The organism is Pseudomonas poae RE*1-1-14, assembly GCF_000336465.1.
GTDB lineage: Bacteria > Pseudomonadota > Gammaproteobacteria > Pseudomonadales > Pseudomonadaceae > Aquipseudomonas > Aquipseudomonas poae.
Genome location: NC_020209.1, coordinates 5,302,037 through 5,315,070 on the forward strand (window position 1 = coordinate 5,302,037; position 13,034 = coordinate 5,315,070).

The 13,034-nt window shown below is 62.6% G+C and carries 11 protein-coding genes; 10 read left to right on the forward strand and 1 reads right to left on the reverse strand.

What is annotated here, in order from left to right:
• Nucleotides 1-20 precede the first annotated feature (20 nt).
• The 10 genes from H045_RS23230 (at nucleotide 21) to H045_RS23275 (ending at nucleotide 11,135) form a co-directional block, all read left to right on the forward strand.
• Nucleotides 21-998, forward strand: a complete 978-nt coding sequence (locus H045_RS23230) for a sugar ABC transporter substrate-binding protein (protein ID WP_015373609.1) — start codon at nucleotides 21-23, stop codon at nucleotides 996-998.
• Nucleotides 998-2,521 (forward strand): sugar ABC transporter ATP-binding protein, encoded by a 1,524-nt coding sequence (locus tag H045_RS23235; protein WP_003237202.1) that lies wholly within the window; start codon nucleotides 998-1,000, stop codon nucleotides 2,519-2,521. Before H045_RS23230 ends, H045_RS23235 begins: the two co-directional genes overlap by 1 nt.
• Complete coding sequence (locus H045_RS23240) at nucleotides 2,514-3,464, forward strand: ABC transporter permease (protein WP_003237200.1); 951 nt, start codon at nucleotides 2,514-2,516, stop codon at nucleotides 3,462-3,464. Before H045_RS23235 ends, H045_RS23240 begins: the two co-directional genes overlap by 8 nt.
• Nucleotides 3,461-4,387 carry an ABC transporter permease gene (locus tag H045_RS23245; protein WP_015373610.1) on the forward strand — a complete coding sequence of 309 codons (927 nt, stop codon included), beginning with the start codon at nucleotides 3,461-3,463 and terminating at the stop codon, nucleotides 4,385-4,387. The genes H045_RS23240 and H045_RS23245 overlap by 4 nt, the downstream gene beginning before the upstream one ends.
• Before the next feature lie 112 nt (nucleotides 4,388-4,499).
• Nucleotides 4,500-4,829: a YceK/YidQ family lipoprotein gene (locus H045_RS23250; protein WP_003237196.1), complete on the forward strand. Its 330-nt coding sequence runs from the start codon at nucleotides 4,500-4,502 to the stop codon at nucleotides 4,827-4,829.
• Between the two features lie 170 nt (nucleotides 4,830-4,999).
• Nucleotides 5,000-6,757, forward strand: a complete 1,758-nt coding sequence (locus H045_RS23255; protein WP_015373611.1) for a carbamoyltransferase family protein — start codon at nucleotides 5,000-5,002, stop codon at nucleotides 6,755-6,757.
• Nucleotides 6,758-7,654, forward strand: coding sequence for an antimicrobial resistance protein Mig-14 (locus tag H045_RS23260; RefSeq protein ID WP_003237192.1), 897 nt, complete (start codon nucleotides 6,758-6,760; stop codon nucleotides 7,652-7,654).
• Nucleotides 7,651-9,051, forward strand: coding sequence for a PIG-L deacetylase family protein (locus H045_RS23265; protein ID WP_015373612.1), 1,401 nt, complete (start codon nucleotides 7,651-7,653; stop codon nucleotides 9,049-9,051). Before H045_RS23260 ends, H045_RS23265 begins: the two co-directional genes overlap by 4 nt.
• A gap of 54 nt (nucleotides 9,052-9,105) precedes the next feature.
• Nucleotides 9,106-10,254 (forward strand): glycosyltransferase, encoded by a 1,149-nt coding sequence (locus H045_RS23270; protein WP_015373613.1) that lies wholly within the window; start codon nucleotides 9,106-9,108, stop codon nucleotides 10,252-10,254.
• Nucleotides 10,251-11,135, forward strand: a complete 885-nt coding sequence (locus H045_RS23275) for a glycosyltransferase (RefSeq protein ID WP_003237186.1) — start codon at nucleotides 10,251-10,253, stop codon at nucleotides 11,133-11,135. Before H045_RS23270 ends, H045_RS23275 begins: the two co-directional genes overlap by 4 nt.
• Here H045_RS23275 and H045_RS23280 read toward each other — a convergent pair.
• Complete coding sequence (locus H045_RS23280; RefSeq protein WP_015373614.1) at nucleotides 11,132-12,982, reverse strand: bifunctional O-antigen ligase/aminoglycoside phosphotransferase family protein; 1,851 nt, start codon at nucleotides 12,980-12,982, stop codon at nucleotides 11,132-11,134. The genes H045_RS23275 and H045_RS23280 overlap by 4 nt on opposite strands.
• Nucleotides 12,983-13,034 lie beyond the last annotated feature (52 nt).

A 13,034-nucleotide genomic window follows, 5' to 3' on the forward strand; every position in this document is an offset into this window, starting at 1 on the left:
TCGCTTCAGCGGAGCCCTGTATGCCCACCAGCCTTTTCTCGTTTTACCGTTTGATTTGCCTTGGCGCCGCGCTGTTGCTGGGCCAGGTGTGCACGGCTTACGCCGATGATGCGGTGCCGTCGCTTGCCGGCAAGCGCATCGTCGTGAGCATGACCGGCACCAGTCACTATTTCGATATCAAGGCGTTCCAGGCACAGGTCGATGAGATCAAGCGCCTGGGCGGTACGCCGATCACCCTGGACGCCGGGCGCAATGACAAGAACCTGGTGACCCAGCTGCAAACCGTGGTCACCCAGAGGCCCGATGCGGTGATTCAGACCCTGGGCACTCTCAGCGTGATCGACCCCTGGCTCAAGCGCATCAGCAAGGCCGGCATCCCGCTGTTCACCATTGATGCGCCGTCGCAGTACAGCCTCAACAACACCACTTCCGATAACGTCGCCACCGGCAAGGCCCTGGCCGAGCAGTTGATCAAGGACGCCGGCGGCAAGGGCAAAATCCTGGTGTTCAACGGCTTCTATGGCGTGCCGGTGTGTGCGATTCGTTATGACCAGTTGAAGCTGGCGCTCAAGGCGTATCCACAGCTGGAAATCATCCAGCCCGAACTGCGCGATGTGATTCCCAACACCGTGCAGGACGCCTATTCCCAGGTGTCTGCACTGCTCAACAAATACCCCAAAGGCAGCATCTCGGCGATATGGTCGGCGTGGGATATTCCGCAGTTGGGCGCGAGCAAGGCGTTGATCGACGCCGGGCGCACCGAGATCAAGACCTACGGTGTTGATGGCACGCCGCAAGTGCTGGCGCTGCTGGGACAGGACCATTCGCCGGTGGGCGCGGTGGTGGCGCAGCAGCCGGCGCTGATCGGCAAGACCGCCGTGCAGAACGTGGCGCGCTACCTCGCCGGGCAGCATGACTTGCCCCGTGAAAGCCATGTGGCGACGCTGCTGACCACCGCCGCAAACCTGCCGCAGGTCCAACAATTGCGAGGTGACTGATGCCGGCTCTACACCTGCAGCACGTGCACAAACGCTTCGGCGCCACCCTGGCGCTGGACGGTGCGAGCCTCAAGGTCGAGCGCGGCACGGTCCACGGGTTGGTGGGCGAGAATGGCGCGGGCAAGTCGACCCTGATCAAGATCCTGGCCGGTATCCACACCGCCGACGCGGGGCAGGTGAGTATCGACGGGCAGTCGTACGACAGGCTGTCGCCGCGCCAGGTGGACGCACTGGGCGTGCAGTTCATCCATCAGGAGCGGCTGTTGCCGGCCAGTTTCACTGTGGGCGAAGCGCTGTTTTTCGGGCATGAGCTGCGCCGTGGGCCGTTTGTGGATCGGCGTCGTCAGCAACGCGAAGCGCAGCGTTTGCTGGCGGACTATTTCGACCTGCAATTTCCGGCCGGTGCCTTGGTGAGCGAGCTGAACAGTGCCGAGCGCCAGGTGCTGCAGATCACCCGCGCGCTGATTCGCCAGCCGAAGATTCTGGTGTTCGATGAGCCCAGCGTGGCGTTGGTCAAACGCGAGGTCGACCAGTTGCTGCGCATCGTCAGGCGCTTGCGCGACCAGGGGCTGTCGATTCTGTACATCTCCCATTACCTGCAGGAGATCGACAGCTTGTGTGATGAGGTCACGGTGCTGCGCAATGGGCGCGATGTGGCGGTGGTCGAACCTCGTCATACGTCGAGCGCCGAGATCGCGCGGCTGATGGTCAATCGGGAAGTCCAGGAGATGTACCCCAAGGCCAGGGTGGCGTTGGGCGAGCCGTTGCTGCAGGTGAAGTCGCTGAGCCTGGCGCGGCGTTATCGGCACATCGACCTGCAGGTGCGGCGTGGGGAAATCGTCGGCCTCACCGGGCTGGTCGGGTCGGGAGCCAAGGAATTGATCAAGACGCTGTTTGGGATCGAGCAGGCCGACAGCGGCAGTGTCCACCTGCAAGGTCGCCTGCTGCGCCTGCGTTCACCGGGCCAGGCGATTGCCGCCGGGATCGCGCTGGTGCCGGAAGAACGACGCAGCCAGGGCATCGCGCCGGTGCTGTCGGTGCTGGAAAACCTGACGCTGGCCGGGCTGGGCAGGTTCAGCCGCTGGGGGCTGTTGAGCCGTGCCACGGAGCAGGTGGAAACCGCGCGGCTAATCGATGAACTGGCAATCAAGGCGCCGGGACCTCACGCGGCGGTCAGCCAGCTCAGTGGTGGCAACCAGCAGAAGGTGGCGCTGGGCAAATGGCTGAGCCGCCGTTCGGCCGTGTACTTGCTCGATGAGCCGTGCGTGGGGGTGGATGTGGGCGCCAAGGTCGAGATCTATCGCTTGATCGGGCGTCTGGTGCAGGAGGGCGCGGCGGTGCTGGTGCTGTCGTCGGATTTGCCCGAGCTGCTGGGGATCAGCGACCGTATTCTGGTGCTGCATCGCGGTGAAATCGCCGGCGAGTTTCACGCTGGCGAGGCCGACAGCGACCAGTTGCTGGCGTGTGCCACCGGGGCAGTGCCCGCCGCAGCGGTGCGGGCGCGGGAGGTCGAGCATGCTTGAGGCGCTGCTGCGACGCGGTTCGGTCGGCGTATTCCTGGCGATCCTGGTCGGGTTTGCCGTGGCCGCGCCGAATTTTCTCTCGGTGGGCAATCTGGCCAATGTGTTCAGCCAGTCGGCGATTCTCGGCGTGCTGGCGTTCGGGCTGACCTGCGTGATTATCGGCGGTGGCTCGAATGTGGTCGCCGGTGGGCTGGACCTGTCGTTGGCAGCCAACCTGGGGCTCTGTGCGGCGGTGTTCAGCCGCCTCAACAATGTTGGGCTGGCGCTTTGGCTGACGGTGTCGCTGACCCTGGCGTGCGGCGTGGCGGTCGGCCTGGTCAATGGCCTGGCGGTGGTGCTATTGCGCCTGCCGCCACTGCTGGCGACCCTGGCGAGCATGAATGTGCTGGCTGGGCTTGAGCTGGTGCTGACCGAAAATACCGTGGTGTCCACCGACTCGCCGCTGCTGGACCTGCTCAGCGGTGGCGCCTGGTTGGGGGTGCCGGCGCTGGCCTGGGTACTGCTGGTGACGGCGGGGCTGCTGACCTTGCTGATCCAGCATTCGCCCTATGGGCTGCGTTTGCATGCGGTGGGCGAATACCCGCAGGCGGCCGAGGCGGCGGGGCTGCGCAATGCGCGCTATGTGTTGTCGAGTTATCTGTTGTCAGGGCTGTGCGCTGCCGTGGCTGCGTTGTGTTCGGCGGCGTTTTTCAGCGGCAGCACCACCGGCTCCGGCGACATGCTGCTGTCGGTGGTGGCGATTGCATTTCTGGGTGTGGTGTTTTCGCGGCGGCTGGTGGCGAGTATCCCCGGCACGTTGTTCGCGGCGTTGTTGATCGGCTTTCTGATCAATGGTTTTCAATTGCTCAACGTATCGAGTTTCTGGGTCAACGGCGTGCAGGGCGTGTTGATCCTGCTGGTGGTGGCTGCGTCCAGCGCATTGAGTCGAGGGGGCCACCCATGAAGCTGCGTGCCTTGTTGCCATTGACCTTGCCGCTGGTCTTTGGGGTGATTGTCGTAGTGTTTGCCGTGCAGGCGCCGGGGTTCCTTAGCGCCGGCAACCTCAAAAGCCTGGTGCTGAACAATTTTGTGCTGCTGGCGATTGTGTCCATCGGCATGACCTACGCGGTGGCGGCGGGCGGCATCGACCTGTCGGTGGGGACGGCGCTGGATTTTGCCAGTTTCAGCTTTGTGGTACTGCTCAACAGCGGGCATGGCTGGGCCGTGGCGGCGGCGGGTTCGTTGGCGGCGGCATTGCTGGTGGGGCTGGTGAATGCTGTGCTGATTGGCGGGCTGCGTATCAGCCCGTTCCTGGCCACCCTTGGCACGCTGTTTATCGGCACCAGTGCCCAGCAATTGCTCTCGGACGGCGGGCAGCCGATCTACATTGCCCAGGGATTGAAACCGGGCATTGCGGGCCTCACGCCTTTGCTGGTCGTGCTGGGGCTGGCGCTGTTTTATGGCGTTTTACTTGCGCGAGGGCGATTGGGGCGGGAATTGCTGGCACAGGGCACGCAGCCGCTGCTGGCGTATTACTCAGGGTTGTCGGTGCGGCGGATCGTGACCGTCGTGGCACTGGCCACAGCCTTGGCGTGTGGGGTCGCCGGGGTGTTGCTCGGAGCCACGGTGAGCGCTTATGTACCGTTGTCCGGGAATGCGTTTTTGCTGAATGCGATTGGCGCGGTGTTTATTGGCACGACACTGAGTCGGCAGGGCCGGGCGAACGTTTTTGGGACGTTGCTGGGCGTGCTGTTTATCAACGTGATTGCCAACGGGTTGTTGTTGATCGGCTGGAATTTTTATTGGCAGCAAGTGGCAACAGGGGTGTTGATTTTTGGGGTGTTGACGTTCAGTTTTGCCAGCCGGCGCCTGGTGGAGCTGGCCTGAATGCCCACAGTGCATCGGCAATCGGAAAACTCCCACGCCGGTATGTCCTTATTCCTTCTATGGAGGGCAGGGCCGTAATGCTAGCGTTCGTGACCTTACCGGAGGTCACTCAATGAACATTGCACTCAAAATCCTGTTGGCTGCGTTATGCCTGAGCCTGGTCGGCTGCGGCACCGTCAACACAGTCATGCGCGAAGACCACGTCGCCGTGCAGGCGCTCAAGAAACAGAAAACCTATTGCCAGTCCATCACCCGCGTCTACAGCGGGGTCGCTTATGACCTGTGTCAACTGCACGCCCCTCCTTCGGCTACAGCGGGTGTGTGGGTGAATTTCGTGCCGCTGATTGTCATTGATGTGGTGGCCTCCGGCGTGTTGGATACCCTCGTGCTGCCCTACACGGTCTACCGGCAAAACACCGACGGCAGCCTCGAACTCAGGTAGACCAGTGATGGGCTCCACACTGCCCGCTTTTGCCTTGCCGCTTGCCGCTAACAGCTCCCCACTGCTTTTAAGCTATAATCCCGCCCTTTAGCTGTTTCCTGCCCAGGCGGGAGGCACACTTTTTTCAGGCGCGATGCGCCTGCATGCAGACTAAAAGAGGCTAGACCCCTGTGGCATTGACGATTCTTGGCCTGTCCGGCGCCCTTAGCCATGATCCTTCCGCAGCCCTTTATATCGACGGCAAGCTGATCGCGGCCGCCGAAGAAGAGCGCTTCGTACGCGACAAACATGCAAAGAACCGCATGCCCTACGAATCGGCGAAGTTCTGCCTGGAACAGGCCGGTATCAAGCCTTCGGACGTTGATGTGGTGGCGATTCCGTTCGCGCCGATCAGCCTGTTCGGCGAGGCGCGCTGGCACTACGCCAAGCGTTACTGGTACGCCCCGGACCGCGCCCTCGACGCGATCCTGATGGGCAACCGTCGCTACAAGCGCTATCGCAACAAGATCGTCTGGTGCCTGGAGCAATTGGGCTTCGATCCGAAGAAAATCAAGATTGAACCGGTTGAACACCACCTGGCCCACGCTTCCAGTGCCTATCACTGCTCGGGCTTCCAGGAAAAAACCGCGATCCTCGGGATCGACGGCAAGGGTGAATACGCCACTACGTTCTTCGGCTATGGCGAGAACGGCAAGATCCACAAGATCAAGGAATTCTACGATCCTGACTCCCTCGGTGGCCTCTACGGCGCGATCACCGAGTTCCTCGGTTTCGAGATGCTCGACGGCGAGTTCAAGGTCATGGGCATGGCGCCGTACGGCGATGCCAGCAAGTACGATTTTTCGCGCCTGGCCTCTTTTGAAAACGGCGAGCTGGTGATCAACACCGACTACGCCAACGTCATCGGCCTGCGCCGCTACAAGGAGAAGGGCAAAGGCTTCTACTTCTCGCCAAAACTGATCGAGTGGCTGGGGCCCAAGCGCGAAGGCGATATCGCCGACGAGCCGTACATCCACTACGCGGCCAGCATGCAGGCGTTGTTCGAGAAGCTGGCCCTGCAGATGATCGACCACTACCTGGGCGACATTCTCAAGGACACCGGCAAGCTGGCCTTTGCCGGTGGTTGCGCGCTGAACGTCAAGCTGAACCAGAAGATCATCGCCCGTGATGACGTCAAAGAGCTGTTCGTGCAGCCGGCCTCCGGTGACGCAGGCACTGCCGTTGGCGCAGCCGCCTACGTGTCTCACGCCCGTGGCGTACCGGTGGAGAAGATGGAACACGTCTATCTCGGCCCGTCCTACAGCAACGAAGACGTGATTGCCGCTTGCGCCAAACACGAGAGCAAGCCGGTATGGCGCAAAATCGACAACATGCCCCAGCGCATCGCCAGGATCATGGTCGACGGCAACCCGGTGGCCTGGTTCCAGGGCCGCATGGAGTTTGGCCCGCGTGCGTTGGGCGGTCGCTCGATCATCGGTTGCCCAAGTGCTACCGGCGTGGCCGACCGCATCAACCACCAGATCAAGTTCCGCGAGCGCTGGAGGCCTTTCTGCCCCTCGATGCTCGACACCGTGGCCCCGCAGATGATCAAGGTCGATCACCCGGCGCCGTTCATGACCTTCACCTTTGAAGTCTCGGAAGAGTGGAAAACCCGCGTGCCGGAAGTAGTCCATGAAGATGGCACCTCCCGCGCCCAGGTGCTCAAGCGCGAATACAACCCGCGCTATTACGACATGATGAAAGAACTCGAAGTGCTGACCGGCAACGGCGTGTCCCTGAACACCTCGCTCAACCGCCGTGGCGAAGCGATGATCTGTTCGCCCAAGGATGCGCTGGACATGTTCTTTGGCTCCGACCTGCAGTACCTGATCATGGAAGACATCCTCGTGGTCAAGGACGGTGTGGACCCTTATGACGCCGTGGTCTAAATGCTGAACCGCTTCCAGGGTTGGCGTGAGCGAGGCTGGGTGCCTGTCGAGGCCGAGGCTTACGCGCAGGCCTGGCAGCGATTTGGAGGCAGCGTGGCGACCCATCCACGGGTCGTCGAGCGGTTGGCCGGTCTGGCGCAGATTCCGGTGCGTTACCTGGGCTGGGAGCAGCACGGCGAACTCAAGGGCGCCATCGCCACCTGGGGTCGCGACCTGGCGCTGTCCAAGGACGTGCTCAAGCGCCATGGCAAAAAAGGCCTGTTTGACCTGGGCAATGCCGAGATCATCCTGCCGATTGCCGCTGATGCACAGTTGCCGGTGCGCCATCGCGGTCGCTACCTGTCGGCCTTGAACGAAGGGCGCGTCAGCACCCTCAAGCCCCAGGCCGAGCAGTTGGCCATGGCGCGTACCCCCGAAGACCTGTCGAAGAAGTTTCGCTACAACCAGCGCCGCGAACTGCGCTTGCTGGAAGAGGCGGGCGGCAGGGTGCGGGTGGTGAATGAGTTTTCCAGCGCCGAGCTGGCGGCCATGTATTGCGACCTGTTCCAGCGCCGATGGGGCTTTGCCGCCACTGGCGCCGAGCGCCTGGCTGAAGTGCTGGAACTGCTTCAGGAGTTTCTGGTGGGCTCCGTGCTGTTTCTCAACGAGGCGCCGATTGCCGTGCAACTGGTGTACCGCGTCGAGGCGCCCGAATGGGTCAGCGTCGAGTACGTCAACGGCGGTGTCGACCCCGAAACCCGTGCGTTCAGCCCAGGCAGCGTGTTGAGTTTTCTCAACACTCAAAGCGCCTGGGAGCAGGCTCGCTCGCTCGACAAGCCGCTGCGTTTTTCTTTCGGGCGTGCCGACCGCGAATATAAAGAGCGCTGGTGCAACCCGGTGCCGGTGTTCAGCCTATGAGCCGCAAACAGCAACTGCTCAAACGCCATCGGCGCAACAAACGCATCGCGTTGATGGTGGGCTTGCTGCTGTTGATCGCGGTGGGTGTGCTGGTGGCGTGGTGGCTGCCGCTGATCTTCGCAGTGCTGCTGTGGGTGGCCCACGAAGCCTGGTTTGCCGACCATCTGTTCTACTCACCCAAGGATGACTACCAATACCGCTTCGCCCCACATAGCCGGCACGGCGACCTGCGCCTGGAGGCCGGGCGCTTGCTGTCGGACACGCCGCTGGTGCTGGCGGGCGATGAAACCCTGATCGTCCAGGTGCAGTTGCAAAGCAGCTGGCTCGCACGTTTTTTCGACCCTGCGGTTGATGTGTCGGGTGACCGCCAGGCCTTCGAGCGCGGCGTGGCCGGTACCCGTTACCTCAACCTCACCGGTGTGGCGGCGGCCCTGGCGGCGGGTGAAGTGCGCATGCGCGGGCGATTCTGTCGCATCGTCGGCCAGCCGACACTTTGGGTATTCCGCCAGCCGGACCCGGCGCGTCAGCGCGTGATGGTGATCGCCCCCCATGCCGATGATGCCGAGCTGGCGGCGTTCGGCCTGTATGCCCAGGCCGATGAAAGCTGGATCGTGACCCTTACCGCCGGTGAAATCGAAGCCGAACATTATCAACAGATGGGCCTGCCGCAGGCCGACGCCGCGCGTCTGAAGGGGCGCCTGCGCGCCTGGGACAGCATCGCCGTGCCGCGCTGGGCGGGCGTGCCCGAGGCGCAGTGCGTGCAACTGGGTTACTTCTGCCTGCAACTGCCGGCCATGCAGGCCGCGCCGGATCAGCCCCAGGCTTCGCGCGAGGCGCAATGCGCCGATACGCGGCTGTTTCGCACGTTCAACGGGCTTGCGTTGCCCAGCGATGTGGACGGCGTGCCGACCTGGCACAATCTGATCGCCGATCTGCGCGCGCTGCTGCTCAAGGCGCGTCCCGAGGTGATCGTGTTGCCGACGCCGGCGCTCGACCCGCACCCGGATCACATCTGCGCTCACGACGCCGTCATCGAAGCCTTGCAGGGGCTTGAGTGGCAGCCGAGCACATTGCTCGGCTACGCCAACCATTTGCACGATAACGACCGCTGGCCCATGGGCGATTCGGGCGCGGGTGTGGCGTTGCCGCCGCAGTTCGATGCCGAGCGGTTGCTGCAGCCGTATTCCCGGGTGCTCAGCCACGGCCAGCAGGTGGACAAGGCCATGGCGCTGGGCATGATGCATGACCTGCAACCGCGCGCGCCGTTCAAGCGCCGTGTCCGTCGCCTGTTGCAGCAACTGCTGGCGGGCCGTGGTCCATCGCCCTACGGCGAGAACGAGTTTTTCCGCAAGGCCGTGCGCCGTCACGAACTGCTTTGGGTGCTGAAGCAGGACTGAAATTGACTTTATCGTCGGGCGGCTTGCAGCGGCCCGATTGCCCCATGGAGTGTTATGAAGCCTCGTTTCAAGGTTTTGCAATTACAGCCGGACTACAACGTCAAACTCAACGATTTTGCCGACCTCGGTGAGCAGATCGTCAAGTCGTTGCCGCCTGAGCGTTTCGAGGTGACCTCGGCATTCCTCAGTGGGCATCCGCAGCCGGGCCAGCCGTTGAGCGTGGCCGACCATTCCAAGTATTTCCAGTTTCCCGAGAAAGCGCTGAAGGGCATTCGCCTGGGCGCCATGTGGGCAATCTACAAGTATTGCCGTGAGCAGCAGTTCGACGTGGTCATCTGTAACCGCTTCAAGTCGGTGAACATGATGCTGTCGCTCAACCGCTGGTTGAAGATCCCGTTGTGCATCGGCATTTCCCATGGTTTTGGCGAATATGAGCGCGCTTATCGCCGGCGCCAGACGCGCCGGCTGGTGAGCCCGGCGTGGCGGTTTGTCGGGGTGTCGGCGGCCGTGCGTGATTACCTGGTGGGCCTGGGCTGTGGTTTTACCCGCGAGAACACCACCTTTGTCACCAATGCCATCGACATTCCCCAGGCCGAAGCCCTGCAGTTGCCGCGCGAGCAGGCGCGCCAGGCGCTCGGGCTGGCGGACGACGCGCGGATCATCGGTGCGCTGGGGCGCTTGGTGCCGATCAAGGGCCACACGCACCTGTTGCAGGCGTTCGCACGGCTCAAGGACAAGTACCCCCACGCGCAGCTTGGCATCATTGGCTCCGGGCGGGCGGAAGCTGACCTGCGCGCCGACATCGAGCGCCTTGGGCTTACCGGCCGCGCGCACCTGCTGGGCTTTCGCGAGGATGGTCTGCAGTACGTGCGCGCCTTCGATATCTGGACCATGCCGTCGCTGCAGGAGGGCCTCGGCCTGGCGCTGCTCGAAGGCATGAGCGGGCACCTGCCGGTGATTGCCTCCAACGTCCCGGCCATGCTGCCGCTGGTGGAAGGGGCGGGTGGCCTGTCCCACGAGCCGGGCAACGTCGAACAACTCAGCGCGGCCCTGGACACTTACCTGGCCATGAGTGACGAACAGCTGCGCGCCAAGGGCGAGCAGGTGTTTCGCTACCTCGAAGAGCACCACGCCCTGGCAGAATTCCAGCAGAAGTACCTGGACCTCATCGACACCGGTTTGAAACAAGTAGGTAGAGCATGACAACGCAACAACCCCTGGTCTCGGTGATTATCGCGTCCTACAACCACGGCCGGTACATCGAGCAGAGCATCCTCAGCGTGCTCGGCCAGACGTACCCGAATATCGAACTGCTGGTGGTGGACGACGGCTCCAAGGATGACAGCGTCGAGCGCATCCGCCGTCTGCAGGCCAAGCATGGCTTTGACTTCCAGGTGCAGCAGAACCAGGGCCTTACCGCCACCCTCAACGGGGCGATTGCGCGGGCCAAGGGCAGCCTGATCGCACCGTTCGGCTCCGACGACATCATGCTGGCGGACCGTATCGCCACTCAGGTGGCGTATATGGAAGACAAACCCAAGGTGGGTATCTGCGCCGGCAATATCGAGCTGATCGATGGCGACGGCAACCTGCACCCGGAGAAAAAACAGCGCCGCGACGTACCGTTTCGCAGCCTGGATTTCGATGACATGTTCATGGACCGCAAGCCGTTCCCGCCGGCGCCGACCATGCTGATTCGTCGGCACGTGCTGGAGGAGGTCGGTGGCTTCGATCCGCTGATCCCCCTGGAAGACCTGCTGATCCAGCTGAAAGTCACCGCAGCGGGCTACACCATCGACGCCCTTGGGGTGGTGATGGCGCAGTACCGCCAGCATGCGAGCAACACCTACAAGAACCACCGCTACATGATCCAGAACATTCTCAAGACCTACGCCCACTTCAGCCACCACCCGGCCTATGACGCGGTGCGCTACAACTTCCTGAACTCGATGTTCCTCAAGACCGCCGACCGCGACCGACCACTGGCGCGGGAAATTCTCAAGCAGATCCCGTTGAAGTTCTGGGGCCGCAAGACCTTGCGTGGCCTGGTGCGGCTTTACCTGACGCCGCTGCGCGCCGCCTAGGCGCCGGGCGTGGCCAGCACGTGCGCGCGGATCTTCGCCGTGGCGCCGGCGCTGGCAACGGTCGCGTAACCTTTGGTCAACTGTTCGAAGTGGGTGTCGAATAGCCAGTTGCGATCCTGCGGGTAGCGCTGCATATGACGCAGGTTGCGCTGGCGCAGGGCGTTGCGCAGGGGTGACGGGAAGAGGCGCAAGTCGGCGATGTCGATCAGGCCGAACTCACCGTCGTCCATCAGCAGAACGTTACCCAAGTGCAGCGAGCGGAAGTACACGCCGCGCTCATGCAGCTGCGCCATGAATTGGCCAAAGCGCTCGATCAGCGACTCGCGCAGGCTGCTGTCCAGGCTTTGCAGGGCCTGGCGCAGGGTCAGGCCGGGCAGTGGCGAATAGGTGACGGCGCTGCTGCCATCGGCGAGGGCGTAGATCGCAAGTATCTGCGGCGTGGGAATGCCCAGGCTGCGCAGCTGTTCAGCGTTGCTGGCGAACCGCTCGGAGTAGGGATTGAAGCTGCCCGAGGTGTACCAGCGACGGGCGCGGAACACCTTGAGGAAGCGTCCATCGACCAGGCGCAGGACCTTCGGGCCCAGGCCATCGGCTTCGATCACCTGGGCATCGCTGCACAGCTGTTCAAAAGCGGCGGGCTTGAGGCTTTGTACGGGCAGGCGCAGCAGGCTGTGACGACGCTGGGCAATGCTCATACCGGCGATCAGCGCCAGCGGAATCCACAACAGGAACCAGTGCTCCTTGGGCCGCGACAGGATGCCGCCGCCTTCGGTCAGGCCCGCGCCGATGCCGTAGGCGAGCAGGGAGGAAGCGAGGATGAACAGCGGTTGCGCGCGCTCCTTGAAACTTTTGTACAGACCCCAGCCAAGCATGAATAGCCACGGGATGAAGCCAATGATGCCGACGTAATACAGCACGCCAAGGGCGAAGCTGTGGGGCTCGCGCAGCACGTAGCCGTCGACCAGGGTCAGGTACAGCTCCGAATCGTAGCTGTGGCCGATCCACGGGTGGTCTGCAATCCGCTCCAGCGACATGCTCCACAGTTCGAAACGAAATGAGCTGCCGCGTTGGGTGATCAGTTCCGGGTACATCAGCAGCAGGCTGGCGGCGCTCACCACAAGGGCCGCGATCAACACGGCCGAGCGACGGTTGCGGCTGACAAAACTCATCCACAGGATGGCCAGGGTCATGGCAACCAGAGGTGTACGCGAACCGGTCGCCAGCACCGCCGCAGTCATCACCGCCAGGGCCGGCACGCTGAACCACAGCACATGCAGGCGCCGGGTGGTCATGCACACGTACAGCCAATACACGCAGAAAAAGCCGAAGATGTGGGAGCTGAGCAGCGGGTTATCCAGGGCGCCACGGCCGCCGATCATGCGCATGCCCGGTTGAAAGCCTTTGACGAACGCCACCAGGTTGAACACGCACACCACCATCGCGATCACGGCGGCGGCAAAGAAGATGGGCTTGAACAGGTCGTTGCGATAATGCAGCAGCAGCCCGCAGCCGCCGAACAGCATGAAGGTGTTCAGCGGGCGTTTGAACAGGTCGGTATCGATGCTGGGCTCGGGACTCCACAGCAGGCTGGTCAGGGCCCAAGCGGCAAACACCAGAAACGCGATCGCCAGCGGTTCGCGCAGCAGTTCGCGGAACTCCCGGGGGCGCTGGAACAGCATGACCAGGCTGGGCACCGCGAACAGGATGTAGACGATTCGATGCAGCACATTACGATTGGAGACAAAGAACAGCGCACTCAGTAGCAGCAATAAGCCAATGGGCAAAATCCACATGACCAGAAAGTCGAAAACGCGATTTGAACCATAGTTGAGACGCTTGGAGTGCATACGCAAAAGCCATTCCAGAGAAAGAAAGCCGACCATCGTAAAGCAGGCGTTA

Bases quoted from the DNA above. Each gene is read 5' to 3' on its own strand.
- H045_RS23230 (WP_015373609.1), top strand. From the start codon at position 21: ATGCCCACCAGCCTTTTCTCGTTTTACCGTTTGATTTGCCTTGGCGCC.
- H045_RS23235 (WP_003237202.1), top strand. From the start codon at position 998: ATGCCGGCTCTACACCTGCAGCACGTGCACAAACGCTTCGGCGCCACC.
- H045_RS23240 (WP_003237200.1), top strand. From the start codon at position 2,514: ATGCTTGAGGCGCTGCTGCGACGCGGTTCGGTCGGCGTATTCCTGGCG.
- H045_RS23245 (WP_015373610.1), top strand. From the start codon at position 3,461: ATGAAGCTGCGTGCCTTGTTGCCATTGACCTTGCCGCTGGTCTTTGGG.
- H045_RS23250 (WP_003237196.1), top strand. From the start codon at position 4,500: ATGAACATTGCACTCAAAATCCTGTTGGCTGCGTTATGCCTGAGCCTG.
- H045_RS23260 (WP_003237192.1), top strand. From the start codon at position 6,758: ATGCTGAACCGCTTCCAGGGTTGGCGTGAGCGAGGCTGGGTGCCTGTC.
- H045_RS23265 (WP_015373612.1), top strand. From the start codon at position 7,651: ATGAGCCGCAAACAGCAACTGCTCAAACGCCATCGGCGCAACAAACGC.
- H045_RS23270 (WP_015373613.1), top strand. From the start codon at position 9,106: ATGAAGCCTCGTTTCAAGGTTTTGCAATTACAGCCGGACTACAACGTC.
- H045_RS23275 (WP_003237186.1), top strand. From the start codon at position 10,251: ATGACAACGCAACAACCCCTGGTCTCGGTGATTATCGCGTCCTACAAC.
- H045_RS23280 (WP_015373614.1), bottom strand. From the start codon at position 12,982: ATGCACTCCAAGCGTCTCAACTATGGTTCAAATCGCGTTTTCGACTTT.